The sequence below is a fragment of the Aureimonas jatrophae genome, assembly GCF_900104035.1.
Lineage (GTDB): Bacteria > Pseudomonadota > Alphaproteobacteria > Rhizobiales > Rhizobiaceae > Aureimonas > Aureimonas jatrophae.
Window position 1 is genome coordinate 1 of sequence record NZ_FNIT01000023.1, and the last position, 16,739, is coordinate 16,739.

The window sequence follows — 16,739 nt, forward strand, 5'->3', positions numbered from 1 at the left end:
GCCCAGAAGATCTCGGTGATCCAGGAGATCGCCCGCCAGACCGACCTTCTGGCCTTGAACGCGGCGATCGAGGCGGCGCGCGCGGGCTCGCACGGCAAGGGCTTTGCGGTGGTGGCGAGCGAGGTGCGAAAGCTGGCCGAGCGCAGCCAGGGGGCGGCGGCCGAGATCGGGCTCCTGTCGGCCGAGACGCTGCGCGCGTCCGAGCTGGCGGGCGAGCGCCTCGAGCAGCTTGTGCCCGATATCCGGCGCACGGCGGAGCTGGTGTCGGAGATCACGGCGGCGTGCCGCGAGCAGTCGGTGGGCATCGAGCAGATCAACCAGGCCATCGTCCAGCTCGACCAGGTCACGCAGGCCAACGCCGGCGCCGCCAGCGAAATGGCCGCGACCTCGGACGAGCTGTCCGGCGAGGCCGCAGGCCTGATGGAGCGCGCGGCCTTCTTCCGCTCCGGCGAGGTGGCCGAGGCGGCGGCGCCGGCCACGGTTGCGGCTCCCGCGGCCTCCGAGCCGGCTCGTTCCCCGCAGCCGAGCCGGGCGCCGGTGCGGGCGAAGGCAGCCCCGGTGGCCTCACCCGAGCCTGCGCCGGCGCAGGGCAGCATTCGCGACCTGCAGGACCGCGCCAGTCGCTTCCGTCCCGCGACCAAGGACGAGGGCTTCGCACTGGACCTGTCGGACGACGGCTTCGAGCGGATGAGCCGCTGAAGCCCCCATCTCAAGCTGGACGAGCGCCCCGCTTCGCCTAGCCTTCCCGCCATGAGCCAGCGGGAGCCGACCCTTTCGACCGCCGCACCCGATGCGGCGGTCGACGCGTTTCTGGACGCCCTCGTCGCGCTGCCGGGCAGCGATCGGCTGTTCAACTTCTACCGCGATCACGACCCGACGGTTGAGAACGCGGACGCGCCCAGCATCCGGCGCGACAATCTCCGCCGGGTTCTTGCGTGGCACGGCTCGCGCGCGGCGACCGATCTGTGGCTCGGCGAGGCGCCGGCCTGGTCCGGCACGCGCCAGAGCGGCGTCCCGTTCGTCGGCGAATATGCCCTGCCGCTTCTTTCCGGCCGGCTCGGTCTCGACCCACCGCTGCGGCGCGCGACCCGCACCGCCGAACCGGCCCGGTCCACCCAGACGGCGCGCGAGATTTGGCGGGCGCTGGAGGCGGCGCCGATGCCGCTGTTCTGGAACGCCGTGCCGTTCCATCCGCATCCGCTCGGCGAGCCTCGGCGCAACCGCACGCCGGGCGTGCGGGAGATCGAGGCGGCGCGCCCCCTCCTCGCGGCGTTGGTCGAGTTGGCGGGCGTTCGGCGCATCCTGTGCGTCGGCCGGATCGCGGAACGCGCGGCCGCCCATCTCGAGCTGCCGCGCGTGCCGGTCCGTCATCCCGCGCAAGGGGGCGCCGCCGCCTTTCGGCTCGGCGCCGCCCGTTTCCTGGCTCAGACGTAGCGGTTGAGAACCGCCTCGAGGCGCTCCTGCCCGCCCGAGCGCGGCTGCGGGTTGAGCGTGCGGCCATGCTCGGCCACCTGCTCCAGCGAGCGCTCGCCCTTGAGGATGGCCTGGTTCTCGGCGCTGTCCCAGCCAGCGTAGCGCTCGGCCAGGGGCTTCTCCAGCGCGCCGTCGGCCAGCATGCGCTCGGCCGCCAGCAGGGCGCGGGCGCAGGCGTCCATGGACGCGACGTGCGCGATCACGAGATCCTGCGGATCGATCGACTGGCGACGGATCTTGGCGTCGAAGTTGAGGCCGCCCGTCGTGAAGCCGCCGTGCTTCAGCATCTCGTGGAAGACCAGGGTCATCTCGGACACGTTCATCGCGAACTGGTCCGTGTCCCAACCCAGAAGGTCGTCGCCGCGGTTGATGTCCAGCGAGCCGAACAAGCCGCTGGCGTAGGCGAGCTTGACCTCGTGGTCGAACGAGTGACCGGCCAGGATCGCGTGGTTCTGCTCGAGGTTGAGCTTCACATCGTCGACCAGGTCGTACTTCTGGAGGAAGCCGAACACGGTCGCCGTGTCGTAGTCGTACTGGTGCTTGGTCGGCTCCTTGGGCTTGGGCTCGATCAGGATCGGACCCTGGAAGCCGATCTTGTGCTTGTAGTCGACGAGCATCGACAGGAAGCGCCCGAGCTGGTCGAGCTCGCGCTTCATGTCCGTGTTGAGCAGCGTCTCGTAGCCCTCGCGTCCGCCCCAGCAGACGTAGTTCTCGCCCTTCAAGGCATGGGTCGCGTCGATCGCGGCCTTCACCTGCCCGCAGGCGTAGGCGAACACGTCCGGGTCGGGGTTGGTCGCCGCGCCCGCCATGTAGCGGCGGTGCGAGAAGAGGTTGGCCGTGCCCCAGAGAAGACGGACCTTGGAGCCTTCCATCTTCTGGGCGAAGAGATCGGTGATGCTCTTCAGATTGTCGATCGACCCCTGAAGCGTGTCCGCCTCGGGTGCGACGTCGACGTCGTGGAACGTGAAGAACGGGGCATCCAGAAGGCGGAACAGGTCGAAGGCGACCTCGGCCTTCTCGCGGGCCCGCTGCAGCGCGTCGCCCGGCTCCATCCAGGGCCGATTGAAGGTGGCGCCGCCGAAGGGATCGCCGCCCGGCCAGGTGAACGAGTGCCAGTAGCAGACCGCGAAGCGCAGCTGCTCCTCCATGGTGCGGCCCATGACCTGCCGCTGAGGATCGTAGTAACGGAAGGCCAGCGGATCGTGGCTCCCCTCGCCCGCAAAGCGGACCGGCTCGGCGAGGCCGAAGAAGTTGTTGGCGGACATGCGGCAATGCCTCCCTGTCGGGGTCGCCGGTCCTTCGCCGGGCACCCGTGAGCTACGTACCTCAAGCATAGTCGGGCAGCAATCCCGCCGCCGCTTTTCCGCTCATACCCGTCCGGTTGTGCCGTTCGCGACAGTGGTTCGAGCGACGGCCCGCTAGGTTGCCGGCGCACCATCGGAACGACGAGCGCTGGAGACTGCCCCCATGACGATCAGCCAATTCCAGACCTTCGTTCGCACGATCGGCGAGACGACCGGTGTCTCGCCGCTGGAAGCCGACGAGGAGGGATATCTCGCTCTTCGCTTCGACGAGGTGGACCTGCACCTTCAATACGAGGACGAAGCGGGCGAGGTCGTTCTGTTCACGCGCCTCGGCGCCGTGGAAGGCGACCGGACCGAGGACATCGCGGTGATGCTTCTCGGTGCGAACCTGTTCTGGCAGGGCACCAAGGGTGCAACGTTCAGCATCGAACCCGCGACGGGCCATGTCTTTCTGGCGGATCGGCGGGCGCTGGAGCATCTCAGAACCGAAGACGCCGTCCGCTGGATCGAGCGCTTCCATGAGGTCGCCACCCATTGGGGGACGCAGATCGCAGATGCGAATCGCGGCGGCCCCACCGGTCTCGCGCACGAAGCCGAGATCGATGCGCCGGACGAGGCACGCGACACCGCCTACGCGCAAAGCTTCATCCGCGCCTGATCCAACCAATCCGGGAGAATCCAGTCATGTCCATCGCGCTCGACAGCATTCGCCATGCCACCGGTGGTCGCCTGACGCTCGAAGACGGTCAGTCGACGGCTCAGAACAAGGGCTTGTCGTTGTTTGGCCGCTTGCGGGCGGCCGCTCGCGATACGGACCACGTGTGGAACCGGCTGCGCCACGGCTCCGATGCGCAGCAGCACGGAAGCATCCAGTTCAAGCAGGCCTTCTTCGCCGCCCTAGTGAAGTCGGAAGGTCTGCACGTGGCCCGTTGCGCCGCGGCCGCGCACGGCCTGCCTACGGACTGGGCCTCGAAGCCCGACGCCATGAGCGCCAAGACGTGCCGCCAGATCATGAACACGGCCGAGCATCTGCGCAGCTACGCGATGCGGCAGGCCGATGCGGCAGCCGAGAGCTTCGCCGGCGCGCCCGGTTCGACCGCGACGAATGGCCTGATCAGCTCAACCGGCGGCGTGGAGGGTCGTGTCCACTCGCTCGCGACGATGCTGAACGCGATGGATCGGCACGACGGCGGCGGCGAGCCGCGCACGCATGCTGCAGCCGATCTCAAGGCGTTGTTCCTTCACGAGGTGAAGCGTGATCCGCTCTACGGAACGCGGCCGCTGGGAGCGGCGGATCTCACGCGGATCGCCCAGAACACGGTCAAGCTCTACAACGAGCGGGCGGCCGGTCGACTTGCGGAATCGCATCCGGGTCTCGAAGCCTTTCATGGGCTGCTTCTCTCCGACGTGTGCCGGCCCGACACGCAGGATGTCGTCAATGCCGTTCGCATCCGCCTGAACACAACGGATGCGACGAGCGACGGCCTCCCAGCCGAGAACGCCGAGTTCCGTACCGCCGCGCGCGAGGCTCTCAACGCCTGTTCCTCGAACGCCGAGATCCTGCGCGAGATGACGTTCACCTCGGCGGGTTGGCAGGATCTGGCCATCCGGCTGAGCGGGCGTATTCACGATATGCAGGATGCGGTCGCAGCCCTCGAGGCGCTGCCGAACCCTCCCGCCACCACGGAAGGCAAGCTCCTGCAGGAGGGGCTGGTGATCGACCTGCGCCACCAGGAGGAGTTGCTGAAGGGCAAACTCGCCTTCGTCAACAAGGTGGCGGAAACCAACCCGTCCTCGGAGGCGGCGATCGCCTACAGCGACCGGCTCTGGGCAGAAGCGGGCGCTCATATTCTGCGCGACGTTCGCGACACGATCGCAACGTCCAACCCGCAAGCCGCTGCTCGCCTCGCTCAGGTGGCCACGCAGATGACGACGAGCGCCGCGCAGCGCCTGAACCGGATGGAGCGCACCGACCAAAACATCAGCCATGCATGGGAGGAGCTGGCAACCGTCAGCCAGAGCGACGTCCAGCGGTTGCGGCGCGATCTCGCTCGTAATCCGCGCGACCCGAACCTCAACGCCGAGCACAATAGGTTGAACGCACTGCGGGTCGTCAGCGTCGCCGATCGCGAGGTCATCGAAACACGTGGCACGCGGACAAATCTTCGACCGGCCGGTCCCGAACACCCGGCGCTCCAGGCCAAGTCCCGCATCCTGGAGACTCTGCGCACGGAACTGGAACAGGCGGGTCTTCCCGCCGCCGAGGTGGACCGGCTGACCGGCGACCGGAGCGTCGGCGACGCCCGCCGTCGGGCCCTCAACGAAAACCAGGCCTGGGCGCCGGTGCAGCGCGACATGGTCGTGCAGAAGAACGGGGTGACGCGCACCTACCAAAGCGTGATCACCCCGGCACGCAACATCAGCCCGCGCTTCGAGCGTAGCTACGACCGCACGACCTACGCCACGGACGGCGCGCCGACGGGTCGGCTCCCGGGTGGGGTCAGTTCCGCGACGAAGGGCAACCATTATCACGCTCGCAACCTCAAGGTCAGCGAACTTCATCGGGCCGACGGAACCGGCCACGTCACGAAGATGATCGGACACGGTGTCCTCGACATGTGGGACATCGCGGACGCCGATCTGCGCAAGGAAGCCAACGAGCGTGGCGCCGCGGAGGTGATCGAGGCGGCGCTGGCCACCAACGACCGCGTTCTGGCAACGGCTCATGCCCGGCGCCGCGACGCGGCAGGCGGGCCCGTCCAGCCGATCCTTCTGACGCATGTCAGCGTGAACCTCGTGACGCCGTCCCCGATCCGCGAGTACACGGTGACCCGTCCGCTCGTCGGCCTCGCCTTCCGCAAAGACATGACGGACTATCAGGAGCTGACCTATACCAAGGAACAGTTCCGCGCGTTCGAGGCCGTCAGCACCGGAGCGGCCGGCGCGGCACGCGAGGTTTTGGTCGCGGATCCGGATGATCCGAACCGCGACGTCGCGGTCGCGGCGCGCGTCGACACGATCGCCTTCTCCTTTGCGATCAACAGCCTGGCAACCGGAACAGGCGGCGCTTTCGACGTCGTGAGCGGCTGGGGCAAGGTCTACGAGGATAACCGCGGCGCCATGGAGCGCTTCATCGGTGATCTCGGATCGCGCGAAACCGGGGTCGGCAGCGAGGGTGCACGGCCGGGTGGCTTCATCGGATCGATCTACAGCCGGGTCGACCCGAGCGATCCTGCCCAGGTCGAGCTCGCGTCGCGCCTGCGTCGCCAGACCAATATCGTCCGCGATCTGTTCGTGTCGGAGGACTTCCGCCGGGGCCGGGGCGATCCCGCCAAGATGAGCCGCGAGATCCTGGCGCTGCAGTCGCTGGCCGAAGAAGCGCTTTCCGTCATGAAGGTCGACGATCAGGCCGCCACCATGTCGAAGGGATGCAAGAGCGACAAGGATCGCGGCGGCGTGACGGATGTCGAGATCAAGCACAAGCTGATCACGGAGGAGATGGGCGGCATCGTCGTTCCCGATGCGCGTCTCGCGGGCGACGACCAGGACAACTACTACGTGGTCGCGGCCAGCTCCGGCCAATTCGAGAACCAGCAGCTCAATACGGGCCTGATGGGCAGCAAGGAGGCCGGGCACCTGAAGCTGCGCATCCCCGACGCGGCCGTGCGCAGCTTCCTGGCGGGCCTCGGCAAGTTCGCCTCGGAGTAAGGCACGGGCTCGCGGGAGAGCAGACGCCGCTAGTCCGGCAGGTTGTCGGGCAGGAGGATCTCGACGCGGATGCGTTCCTGTCGCTCGTCGATCCGCGCGCCCGACAGGGCCGCCTCGACGACGCGCAGCGCCGAGCGCGCCTCGTGGCCGGGGTCCTGCACGATCAGGGCGTCGATGCGACCGGACACGAGAAGCGGCCGGGTCTCGGGCGTCAGCTCGTGCGCGACCACCACGGGCTTCAGGTCACGCTCGGCCAGCGCCTCGCACAGACCGGCATTGCCGGCGCCCGCGCTATAGATGGCGAGCGGGCGCGGCTGGCGCTGGAGAATGCGCGCGACAGCCTGACGCGTCGCGGCCGGCTCGTCCTGCCCCTCCACGACGCCGGTCACGTCGATCAGGGGGAAACGCTCGGCCAGCGCTTCGCGAAAGCCGTCGAGCCGGTCGCGGTGGTCGCGCAGGTCGCGCGATCCCAGTACCACCAGGATCTCGCCCGCCGCCCCGCCCGCGAAGCGACCGAGAAGATGGGCGGCGACGCGTCCGGCCGCGCGGTTGTCGATGCCGACATAGCGCAGCCGTGCCGAGCCCGGCACGTCGGAGACCAGCGTCGCCACGGGGACCCCACGCGCGACCACGGCATCGATCGCCTCGCGCACGGCCGGATGGTCGAGCCCGACCGCGACGATCGCATCGGCCACGGTCCCGGCCTCGAGGATCGCTGCCGCCAGGGGTTCGGCCTGGAACGTGTCGGCGGCCTGGATCGTCAGATCGAGATGCCGGCCGGCGCCGGTGTGCGACGCTTCTTCGAGCGCCTGGCGCAGCCGTGCCATGAAGGGATTGCCGCCCGCTTCCGGCAGCAGGCCCATCACGCGGTGCCGCACGCGCCGCGCCAGTTGGGCCGCGCCGAGATTGCGCTCGAAGCCGAGGTCGGCGACCGCCTGCTCGACGCGGCGGATGGTTTCGGCCCGAACGCCGGGACGCTTGTTGACCACGCGATCCGCCGTGGCGAGCGAGACCCCGGCCTGTTGGGCGACGTCGCTGAGCGTCGGTGGTCGCTGCTCGATCCTTTCGTCGGCGTCGCTCATGCGCGGTCGCGCCCGAGCCAGCGGTCGTGGCGGACGGGCGACCGGTCCCTCACCTCGAACCATCGCCGTCGCCCGCCCATCACCGCCGCCTGCCGCACAGCCAACCCCCGTTTCGGTCTCGCGACCATTCTTGCCTCAAAGGTGGCCGAGCGGAAGACGGCGTCACGACCGCCGTGGCGGGTTTTGCGGCCCTGTGTCGGATCGGGCCAACATCCTGAAACCGTTCTAAAAACCGTGGCGCGCGGGTCACAGATATGGCCGCATTGTGGCAACTCCTCAATCTTGACCTCGCGAGTCAGGAATGACGGTGGCATGACGCTGATGCCCTTCTCTTGCGGACCGATCAGCTCATGCGGCTCGATACCTGCCTTCTCGGCGCCACGGCGCTCACCTTCGTCGCCACGCTCGCGCCGGCCCTGGCGCAAGGCGTGGAAAGCGTCACGCTCGATACGGTCGTGGTCGACGGCGACGGCGGCGCCGAGGGCGGCACCGCAGGGGCGACCGGCCCCGTGGACGGGTACGTCGCCAAGCGCACGCTGACCGGCGCCAAGACCAACACGGCGGTCGAGGCGATCCCGCAGTCGATCTCGGTGATCGGTCGCGAGGAGCTCGACGATCGGGCGGTGCAGACCGTGACCGATGCGCTTCGCTATACGCCGGGCATCGTCACGCAGCCCTTCGGCTTCGATTCCGACACGGACTGGTTCTTCGTGCGCGGCTTTCAGGCCACCCAGACCGGCGTCTATCTCGACGGACTGAACCTCTACCAGTACGCGTTTGCCGGATACACGATCGACCCCTTCTTCCTGGAGCGGGTCGAGGTTCTGCGCGGCCCCTCCTCGGCGCTGTACGGCGGCGGCAATCCGGGCGGCGTCGTCAACCTCGTGTCCAAGCGCCCAACCGGCGAGCGCCTGCGCTATGTGGAAGGGGCGATCGGCGACGAGCCGAACGGCTGGGCGGCGTTCGACATGGGCGACCGCGCCTCGCCGGACAGCCCCTGGAGCTATCGCGTCCTCGGACGCGTCCAGGGCGGCGACACGCAAACCGACTATGCCGACACGTTCCGCGGCATGATCGCGCCCAGCCTCCGCTACGAGCCGGATGCCCAGACGCGCGTCGACGTCTATGGCTTCTTCCAGTACGACAACCTGCGCCACTCGACCAACTTCCTGCCCTTCGAGGGCACGGTGGTGGATGCCCCGTTCGGGCGCATCCCGCGCTCGCTCTACACGGCCGAGCCCGACCTCGACCGCTACCTGTCGCGGCAGATGCTGGCGGGTGTCGACGCCGAGACGACGCTCGATAGCGGCGTGACGTTGCGCTCCAACACGCGCGTGTCGCGCACCGAGCGCGAGGAGCTCTTCCCCTACACGTTCGGCTTCACGGACCCTGCGACGGGCGGCAGCTTCCTGGCCGAGGCGGTCGATGCCAACTCGCTCCTGACGCGGCTGAACTTCGGGCACGATACAGCGGCCGACTCGCTCACAACCGACAACAACGCGACGTTCCTGTTCGACACGGGCGCGCTCGACCACACCCTCCTCGCCGGCATCGACTACAAGTTCTACCGCATCGACCAGGAACAGGCCTCCGGCACGGCATCGGCGATCGACCCGATCCGCCCGCGCTACACCAACATCCTGCCGCCGCTGGGTGCGCCCTACATCGACGAGCGGATCGACCTCAACCAGCTCGGCTTCTACGCGCAGGACCAGATCCGCTTCGGCGGCGGATGGATCACGACGCTGAGCGGCCGGTACGATCGCGTCTGGATCGATCGCGACGACCAGCTCGCGGCCGACAACGACTACGACGGGAACGAGGGGGCGCTGAGCGGCCGGGCTGGCCTCGGCTTTGAGTTCGCGAACGGCGTGACGCCCTACATCTCCGTCGCGAGCTTCTTCAACCCGCAGATCGGCACGACCGGGGATGGCCGGGCCGTGGAGTCGGAGGACGGCGAGCAGTTCGAGGGCGGCGTGAAGTGGTCGCCCACCGACTTCGACGGCACGTTCACCGCGTCGGTCTTCGACCTGACGCGCCGCAACGTCGTCCAGAGCGATCCCCTCACCTTCCTTCCGGTCCCGCTCGGCGAGGTGCGCTCGCGCGGCGTCGAATTCGAGGGCAAGGCGAACGTGACCGATGCGCTGAAGCTGATCGGCTCGTTCAGCTACATCGACCTCGAGATCCGAGACGACGTCGATCCCGACCTGATCGGCAACCGGCCCTATCTGATCCCCGAGGTCACGGCTTCGGCCTGGGCGGACTATACGGTTCTCAGCGGCGCGCTGGAGGGTGTCTCCTTCGGCTTGGGCGTTCGCTACCTCGGCGAGTCCTATGCCGACAACGAGAACACCCGGAAGGTTCCGGACGCGACGCTGGTGGATGCCGCGATCCGCTACGAGCAGGCCGACTGGGGCGTCTCGCTCAACGCGAACAACCTCTTCGACAAGCGCTACGTGGCCGGCTGCCAGGGCTTGCTGAACTGCGGCTACGGCCAGGGACGCGAGGTGATCGCCAAGGCCCATATCAGCTGGTAGCGGCCCACGCTCTATCTCGGCTCGAACAAAAAGGCCGCTCTGGAAAACCGGAGCGGCCTTTTTTCTGTGTGGGCGGCTTCCGATCAGAAGTCGCGCTGGAAGCGCAGGAAGCCGGTGACCTGGTCGGTGTCGCCGATACGGTCGAAGTCGACGTTGCGGTAGACGACCTCGGCTAGCGAGGCGAAGTTCGGGGTGAACTTGTAGCCGAGGTTGCCGACGAAGGCGTAGTAGTCGCCCGTCGTCGAGAAGGTGCCGAACTGGCCGTTCGGCAAGGCTCCGAAGAACTGCGTGTCGAAGGTCTTGCCGTACTGGCCGGCGACCGCGATACCCAGCTTGCCGATGCCCTGCGCATAGCCGGCGCCGGCTGCCCACTCCAGGAAGATCGGCACCGCGCCCGGCGTCGGGTTCAGGACGTTCGGGTTGTCGGCCGTGAAGGCCGAGGTCGTCGCCAGACCTGCGATCGAGGCGTAGACGGTTGGGTCGAAGGCGTAGTGGCCTTCCACCTTCAGCTGCGACTCGGGCAGCAGAACGTCCTTGAGATACACGCCGCCCTTCAGCGCGAAGGCGTCGTTGTTGCCGTCGTTCAGGACGCGTGGAAGACCCGGCAGCGAGATCGGAAAGGTCTCGACGCCATTGAAGTCGAACGGATCGGTGCCGATCGCGTCGCGCGCGTCCTCGAAGTTGAAGGTCTCGTCGTACACCGCCGACAGGTACGCACCGCCCCAATCGCCGAGGTACACGAGCTTGCCGTGCACGTCCGGCACCACGTCGCCGGTGCCGTCGTCTTCCAGGCCGACGGTGAGCGAGAAGCCGCTGGCGGCGAAGGTGTAGTTGATCTGGTTGGTGTTGAAGTCACCGACCACGAGATCGGTATCGGTCAGAAGGCCGTCCTCGATGTCGCCGATGCCCGACGACCACATCGTGTCGCGATAGCCGGCGAGCAGGCCGCCGAGTTGCAGGAAGGCCTGGTCGATCTCGACTTCGTTGTCGGAGCCCGACAGATTGGTGTTCTGAAGGCGGATGAAGGAGCGCAGCGTCCCGAGATCGGTCTCCTCGCGCACATCGAAGTTCAAACGCGAGCGCACGGCGGTCGAGACCTGGTACTCGTCGCCCTCGAGGTTCGTCGCCGGGTTGCCGGCCACGATCGTATCGAAGCGGACATAGCCGTTGAATGAGAAGCAGCTCTCGGTTCCCGGAATGTAGTGGAAGCCCTCGCCGTAGACATCGCAGGCGCGGACGTAGTCGACCGGCTCGGGTTCGGGCGCGATCACGGCATCGGCGGCCCGGGCACCGGGCAGGGTCGACAGCAAGGCCGCCGAGCCCAGAAGCCACGTCTTGATGGTCATGGAAGATCCCCTCGAAACTTCGAGCGCCCATGTCCCCCGGGCGCCGCAACGCATCGGACCGGCCCGAGCAAGGACAGGGGCCGGCGATCGGATGCCATACTTACGATGCGACAGCATACGCGGAACTGACGCAAGCGATTCCGCCCGCAAAAAGCCGCATTGCAAAAGAGAAGCGGCGACGTGTGGCGATGCGAACACGACAAGTTGCAAAGCAGATGATCGCAAGCCAGACATGGCGCCGTGCGCCTCGGACTTGCATCGACGCGGCGGGTCGTCTGTAACTCCCGCATGCCGAATACGCACCCGCCCGACGATCCCTTCCGCCTGACACGCTTCGTGGCGGCGCAGGACCCGATCTGGCCCGGCCCGCTCCTCGAGATCCGCGCCGGTCGCAAGAGGAGCCACTGGATGTGGTACGTCTTCCCGCAGATCGCGGGTCTGGGGCGCTCCGAGACCGCCCGCCACTATGCCATCGCGTCGCTCGACGAGGCCCGTGCCTTTCTGGCCCATCCGACTCTCGGCGCCAGACTGCGCGAGATCGCCCGCGCCGTCGCCGACCTCCCGAACCGGTCGGCCCGCGACGTGTTCGGCTTTCCCGACGACCTGAAGCTCCGGTCGTCGCTGACGCTGTTCGACATGGTCGAGCCGAACCGCGTCTTCGCTCAGGCGCTCGATCACGTCTTCGCGGGCGAACGGGACGGCGAGACGCTGCGGCTGCTGAACCGGGAGGCGCGACGGTGAGCGCCCTGTCCGAACAGGACCTGACGGAACTCGCCCAGTGGCGCCGGCTTCTGCATGCCGCGCCCGAGATCTCGGACGAGGAGCGTGAAACGGCGGCCCGCGTCCAAGACGCCCTTCGCGGCGCACGGCCAGCACGGGTGATCGATCGGCTCGGCGGTTGGGGTGTCGCCGCCCTGTTCGAGGGTGCGGAGCCGGGTCCGTGCGTGATGGTGCGGGCGGAACTCGATGCCCTGCCGATCGAGGAGCGGGGATCGGCTGCCCATCGCTCGCGCGTCATCGGCCGCGCCCACCTGTGCGGCCACGATGGCCACATGGCGACGCTGATGGGGCTTGCCCGGCGGCTCCGTTCCCAACCGCCTCTGCGCGGCCGGGTCTGGCTGCTCTTCCAGCCGGCCGAGGAAACCGGGGCCGGTGCCGCGGCGGTGATCGAGGATCCTCGCTATCGTTCGCAGATCGCGCCGCACTACGCGTTCGCGCTTCACAACCTGCCGGGCGTCCCGCTCGGCGAGGCGATCGTGCCGGTCGGCCCGGCGAACTGCGCCTCGGCGGGTCTTCGGCTGCGCTTCAAGGGGCGGACCGCGCATGCCGGCAGCCCGGAAACGGGGCTGGCGCCGACACCGGTCCTGGCCGAACTTCTGTCGCGACTGAACGCGATGGGCGCACCCGGCGCCCGCGCCGACGGAACGCTGCCCGACGCGTTCGCCATGTGCACGGTCACCCATGCCCGGCTGGGCGAGCCGACGTTCGGCATCGCGCCGGGCGAGGCTGAGCTGTTCGTCACGCTTCGTACGTTGCGCGATCCCGAGATGGCGGCGCTGCGCGCAGAGGTCGAAGCCCTCGCCCGGCACCTCACTGAGCGTCACCAGCTGGAACTGGGCATCGAGGAACACGACACCTTTCGAGCCTGCACCAACCACGCGGATGCCGCTGCGATCCTGCGCCGAGCGGCCGAAGCCACGGGTTTGCGATGGCATCCCGGACCGCCCTTGCGCGCGTCCGAGGATTTCGGCCGCTTCGGCGCGGACGCCCGGTCGGCCATGCTGTTTCTGGGCGCCGGCGCAACACATCCGGCTCTGCACGATCCGGACTACGACTTCCCGGATGCCCTCATCGGAAGCGGCGTGGACCTTCTGGAACACGCCATGCGCAGCCTGACCGGCTGACGCCCCGCTCGGCGACGATCCGAAGGGCGTCCGTCCCCTGGCACGGTCCCATGTCGACGCCGCACGCGATCGGCGAAAGGGGGCCACACGATCCCGTTCGGCAGAGCGCTCCGACGAATTCTCCACTGTTTAGAATGACTTAGAACCGTTCCAATCTTCCTTCGGCGGCTTGAAAATTCTTGACTCGGTTCCTCATGTAAATTCTAGGGAGCCCATCTCGTCCCGCCCGACGCGTAGCCGCCGTACCGCCCTCGCCCGGCGAGGCGCCCGGCCGGCATGCCTGTCGCCAGCGGACGCCCGTCGCCATGCTGCCCATCGAGGTTCACCGATGCCCCGCACGCCGCCCGCCCGACCGATCCGACGTCATGCGCATCGTCTCGCCGTTCTTCTCGCGCTCGCCGGCACCCTGCCCGCCGCAGCGCAGGAGGTCCCAGCGGAAACGCCTGCGCCGGCCGGTGTAGCGGCTCCGTCTCCGTTGGCGCCGGCGCCGGCGGGTCCGGCAGCCGACTCGACCTCTTCGCCCCAGCCGGCGCCCGCAACGAGCGAGAGCATTGCTTCCGGCGTCGCAGCAAACCCGACCGCACCGGCCGTTCCGCAAGACGTGCCGGCGGCCGGCGCACCGGAGGCGGTGGAGATCGAGGCCACCGAGTTGCCGCACGACCTGTCGCCGTGGGGCATGTTCATGGCGGCCGACTGGGTGGTGAAGGGCGTCATGATCGGCCTCGCCTTCGCCTCGCTGGTGACCTGGACGATCGCGCTAGCCAAGCTTCTGGAGATGGCGGGAGCCCGCGCCCGCGCCCGGCGCGGCATCGCACGGCTCGCCAAGGCAGTGACGCTGCGCGACGCGATGGGAGCGAAGGGCGGCACATGGCGCGGGCCGGTCGGCGCGCTTGTCGAGGCCGCCGAAGAGGAGCGGGCCCGCTCGGAAGGCCTGTCGGCCGACGGAACGAAGGAGCGCGCCGCGGTGGCGTTGCAGCGCATCGAGGCGCGCGCGGGCCGGCGCATCGCGCGCGGCACCGGCATCCTGGCGACGATCGGATCGACCGCGCCCTTTGTCGGCCTGTTCGGCACGGTCTGGGGCATCATGAACTCGTTTATCGGCATCTCCGAAAGCAACACCACGAACCTGGCGGTCGTCGCGCCGGGCATCGCCGAAGCCCTGCTCGCCACCGCGATCGGCTTGGTGGCGGCGATCCCGGCGGTCGTGATCTACAACCTCCTGGCCCGGCAGATCACGGGCTACCGGACGATCCTGGCCGATGCGACGGCAACGGCGATGCGCCACCTGTCGCGCGAGCTCGATCGGCGCGACAGCGCCGCACTGCGCGAGCCTGCGGCGCGTGGCCGCCTGCAGGCGGCGGAGTAGCCGCGATGGGCATGTCCCTGAAATCCGGCGAGGGCGACGACGACCTCGGCGAGGTGTCCGACATCAACGTCACGCCGTTCATCGACGTGGTGCTCGTGCTGCTGATCATCTTCATGGTGGCCGCCCCGCTTTCGACGGTCGACGTCGCCGTGGATCTGCCGAGTTCCAACGCGCCGCCGGCCGAGCGGCAGGGCGAGCCGGTCTATCTCACGCTGAAGCGCGACCTGTCGTTGGCGCTGGGCGAGGAAACCGTGGCGTCCGAGGCACTTGCCACGTCGCTCGACCGGCAAACCGGCGGCAATCGCGAGGAACGGGTCTACCTGCGGGCCGACGAGGCGGTGGCCTACGGCGACCTGATGGAGACCATGAACGCGCTGCGTTCGGCCGGCTACCTGAAGATCGCCCTGGTGGGCATTGAGGCGGCGCCGACACCGGGCGTCCAGTCGGGCGCCGCGCCCGCCCCATGACGACCTTCGAGGGACGGTTCGAAGCCGAGCACGGCTCGTGGCCGATGCTGTTGCGATGGGGCGTGGCGGGTTCGCTCGTGCTCGCGCTTCATGGTGCCGCCGCCTATGCGCTCTTGAATCCTGCGCCGCTCGATGCGCCGCCGCAGGGGGCGCCGGAGGCGGCGATCCTGATCGATCTGGCCCCGCCGGCGGAGTCGGCCGAAGCGCCGCCCCCGCCGGAAGCGACGCTGCCCGAACCCGTATCCGAGCCGCCTCCGCCGGAGCCCGTGGCCGAGCCGATACCGGAGCCCCCGCCACCCGAGCCGGAGCCGGAGCCGGTCATCGAGCCATTGCCGGAACCTGTCCCACCAGAGGTTCCGCCGGAGCCCGTCGTGGAGCCGCTGCCCGAGCCCTTGCCGCCCGAGCCCGTGGTCGAGGAACCACCACCCGAAATCCCGGTCGCCGAGGAGATCGCCCCCGTTCCCGGCAACGTGCCGTTGCCGACCGTGCGGCCCGCTCCGCCCCGCCCCGAGCCGGAGCGCCGGGTCGAGCGCTCCCGACCGCCGCCCGAGCGGGTGGAGCGGCGCGAGCGCCGCGAGACGCCGGCTCGGCAGACGCCCCGGCGCCAAGCGCCGCAACCGCCGGCCTCGGTGGCTTCACGCGGCGCTCCGGAGCGACAGGCCTCACAGGGCGCCCCGGTATCGGCGGCGAGCCGCGAGCGCTGGCAAAGCCGGATCCAGGCGCGCCTGAACCGGTACAAGCGGACACCGCGCGGGGGAAGCGAGGGAACCGTGGTCGTCACGTTCACGATCGACGGTTCGGGAAGCGTCGGCGGAGCTCGCGTCTCCCGTTCGGGCGGAGCGGTTCTGGACGAGGCCGCCCTCGCCCTTGTACGGCGCGCCGCGCCCTATCCGGGGTCGCCATCCGGCAACCCCGTATCGGTCACGGTGCCGATCCGCTTCAACTAGGCGCTCAGGCGCTCGAACCGGTCGTCGCCGAGTTCGAGCGCGAGACCGCTTGCGGGTCGACGCCCGGCAGGCAACGCCGCGACGGTGTGTGCCGCGACCGGCTCGCTGACCGGCGCCGGCGCCGAGGGACGCGCAGCGGGCATCCCGTTCGCGGCCACGAGCCGGAAGAAGCTCGTGCGATCGTTGAGCCGCTGCGCTTCCGCCGACAACTGTTCGGCGGTCGCGGCCATCTCGCTGGCGGCGCCGGCGTTGGCCTGCGTGACCTGGTCGAGCTGGACGATGGCCTGGTTGATCTGCTCGATGCCCACCGACTGCTCGCGGCACGCCGCCGTGATCTCCGACACCAGCTCCGCCGTGCGCCGGATGTCGGGCACAAGTTGCTCGAGGCGCTCGCCCGCCAGCTCGGACGCGCGCAGCGTCTCGGCCGACAGGAGCCCGATCTCGGCCGCCGCCCCCTGGCTGCGCTCGGCCAGCTTTCGCACCTCGCTCGCCACCACCGCAAAGCCCTTGCCGTGCGAGCCCGCGCGCGCCGCCTCGATCGCCGCGTTCAAGGCCAGAAGGTCGGTCTGGCGGGCGATCTCCTGGATCACCGAGATCTTCTGGGC

14 protein-coding genes are annotated in these 16,739 nt (G+C 69.0%); 10 read left to right on the forward strand and 4 right to left on the reverse strand.

Annotated features, from left to right (window positions below; translation table 11 throughout):
* Together BLQ76_RS22625 and BLQ76_RS21435 are read left to right on the forward strand one after the other, a co-directional pair.
* A partial coding sequence (locus BLQ76_RS22625) for a methyl-accepting chemotaxis protein (RefSeq protein WP_244519773.1) occupies nucleotides 1-699 on the forward strand: 699 nt, incomplete at its 5' end.
* A gap of 51 nt (nucleotides 700-750) precedes the next feature.
* A complete protein-coding gene (locus BLQ76_RS21435) occupies nucleotides 751-1,434 on the forward strand; it encodes a uracil-DNA glycosylase (protein ID WP_090677295.1) in 684 nt (227 codons plus the stop codon).
* Here the strand turns inward: BLQ76_RS21435 and xylA are convergent.
* A complete protein-coding gene (gene xylA / locus BLQ76_RS21440; RefSeq protein WP_090677297.1) occupies nucleotides 1,425-2,738 on the reverse strand; it encodes a xylose isomerase in 1,314 nt (437 codons plus the stop codon). The genes BLQ76_RS21435 and xylA overlap by 10 nt on opposite strands.
* Before the next feature lie 202 nt (nucleotides 2,739-2,940).
* On the opposite strand from xylA, the gene BLQ76_RS21445 reads away from it, so the two are divergent.
* Complete coding sequence (locus BLQ76_RS21445; RefSeq protein WP_090677299.1) at nucleotides 2,941-3,435, forward strand: type III secretion system chaperone; 495 nt, start codon at nucleotides 2,941-2,943, stop codon at nucleotides 3,433-3,435.
* A 26-nt stretch (nucleotides 3,436-3,461) separates the two neighbouring features.
* Nucleotides 3,462-6,485, forward strand: a complete 3,024-nt coding sequence (locus BLQ76_RS21450; RefSeq protein WP_090677301.1) for an inositol phosphate phosphatase SopB — start codon at nucleotides 3,462-3,464, stop codon at nucleotides 6,483-6,485.
* A gap of 29 nt (nucleotides 6,486-6,514) precedes the next feature.
* Here BLQ76_RS21450 and BLQ76_RS21455 read toward each other — a convergent pair whose 3' ends face one another.
* Nucleotides 6,515-7,567 carry a LacI family DNA-binding transcriptional regulator gene (locus BLQ76_RS21455; RefSeq protein ID WP_090677306.1) on the reverse strand — a complete coding sequence of 351 codons (1,053 nt, stop codon included), beginning with the start codon at nucleotides 7,565-7,567 and terminating at the stop codon, nucleotides 6,515-6,517.
* Nucleotides 7,568-7,917: 350 nt separating this feature from the next.
* Between BLQ76_RS21455 and BLQ76_RS21460 the strand changes: the two genes are divergently transcribed.
* Entirely contained in the window at nucleotides 7,918-10,104 is a 2,187-nt protein-coding gene (locus BLQ76_RS21460; protein ID WP_090677309.1) for a TonB-dependent siderophore receptor, read from the forward strand.
* Nucleotides 10,105-10,187: 83 nt separating this feature from the next.
* Here BLQ76_RS21460 and BLQ76_RS21465 read toward each other — a convergent pair whose 3' ends face one another.
* Nucleotides 10,188-11,450, reverse strand: coding sequence for a porin (locus BLQ76_RS21465; protein ID WP_090677312.1), 1,263 nt, complete (start codon nucleotides 11,448-11,450; stop codon nucleotides 10,188-10,190).
* Nucleotides 11,451-11,738: 288 nt separating this feature from the next.
* On the opposite strand from BLQ76_RS21465, the gene BLQ76_RS21470 reads away from it, so the two are divergent.
* From BLQ76_RS21470 to BLQ76_RS21490, 5 genes are all read left to right on the forward strand, one after another.
* Complete coding sequence (locus BLQ76_RS21470) at nucleotides 11,739-12,191, forward strand: DUF1810 domain-containing protein (RefSeq protein WP_090677314.1); 453 nt, start codon at nucleotides 11,739-11,741, stop codon at nucleotides 12,189-12,191.
* Nucleotides 12,188-13,354 (forward strand): amidohydrolase, encoded by a 1,167-nt coding sequence (locus BLQ76_RS21475; RefSeq protein WP_090677316.1) that lies wholly within the window; start codon nucleotides 12,188-12,190, stop codon nucleotides 13,352-13,354. The genes BLQ76_RS21470 and BLQ76_RS21475 overlap by 4 nt, the downstream gene beginning before the upstream one ends.
* Before the next feature lie 328 nt (nucleotides 13,355-13,682).
* Entirely contained in the window at nucleotides 13,683-14,720 is a 1,038-nt protein-coding gene (gene exbB, locus BLQ76_RS21480; RefSeq protein WP_090677317.1) for a tonB-system energizer ExbB, read from the forward strand.
* 5 nt (nucleotides 14,721-14,725) lie between these two features.
* Nucleotides 14,726-15,187, forward strand: coding sequence for a TonB system transport protein ExbD (exbD, locus tag BLQ76_RS21485; protein ID WP_090677318.1), 462 nt, complete (start codon nucleotides 14,726-14,728; stop codon nucleotides 15,185-15,187).
* Nucleotides 15,184-16,134, forward strand: a complete 951-nt coding sequence (locus tag BLQ76_RS21490; RefSeq protein ID WP_090677319.1) for an energy transducer TonB family protein — start codon at nucleotides 15,184-15,186, stop codon at nucleotides 16,132-16,134. Before exbD ends, BLQ76_RS21490 begins: the two co-directional genes overlap by 4 nt.
* On the opposite strand, the gene BLQ76_RS21495 is transcribed toward BLQ76_RS21490, so the two are convergent.
* Nucleotides 16,131-16,739, reverse strand: a 609-nt coding sequence (locus tag BLQ76_RS21495; protein ID WP_244519774.1) for a methyl-accepting chemotaxis protein, incomplete at its 5' end; no start/stop codon positions are given. The genes BLQ76_RS21490 and BLQ76_RS21495 overlap by 4 nt on opposite strands.

What these genes read in the sequence shown, in the direction of transcription:
- BLQ76_RS21450 (WP_090677301.1), top strand. Translation starts at nt 3,462, where the DNA reads ATGTCCATCGCGCTCGACAGCATTCGCCATGCCACCGGTGGTCGCCTG.
- BLQ76_RS21470 (WP_090677314.1), top strand. Translation starts at nt 11,739, where the DNA reads ATGCCGAATACGCACCCGCCCGACGATCCCTTCCGCCTGACACGCTTC.
- BLQ76_RS21455 (WP_090677306.1), bottom strand. Translation starts at nt 7,567, where the DNA reads ATGAGCGACGCCGACGAAAGGATCGAGCAGCGACCACCGACGCTCAGC.
- BLQ76_RS21465 (WP_090677312.1), bottom strand. Translation starts at nt 11,450, where the DNA reads ATGACCATCAAGACGTGGCTTCTGGGCTCGGCGGCCTTGCTGTCGACC.
- BLQ76_RS21435 (WP_090677295.1), top strand. Translation starts at nt 751, where the DNA reads ATGAGCCAGCGGGAGCCGACCCTTTCGACCGCCGCACCCGATGCGGCG.
- xylA (WP_090677297.1), bottom strand. Translation starts at nt 2,738, where the DNA reads ATGTCCGCCAACAACTTCTTCGGCCTCGCCGAGCCGGTCCGCTTTGCG.
- BLQ76_RS21490 (WP_090677319.1), top strand. Translation starts at nt 15,184, where the DNA reads ATGACGACCTTCGAGGGACGGTTCGAAGCCGAGCACGGCTCGTGGCCG.
- BLQ76_RS21445 (WP_090677299.1), top strand. Translation starts at nt 2,941, where the DNA reads ATGACGATCAGCCAATTCCAGACCTTCGTTCGCACGATCGGCGAGACG.
- BLQ76_RS21460 (WP_090677309.1), top strand. Translation starts at nt 7,918, where the DNA reads ATGCGGCTCGATACCTGCCTTCTCGGCGCCACGGCGCTCACCTTCGTC.
- exbD (WP_090677318.1), top strand. Translation starts at nt 14,726, where the DNA reads ATGGGCATGTCCCTGAAATCCGGCGAGGGCGACGACGACCTCGGCGAG.
- exbB (WP_090677317.1), top strand. Translation starts at nt 13,683, where the DNA reads ATGCCCCGCACGCCGCCCGCCCGACCGATCCGACGTCATGCGCATCGT.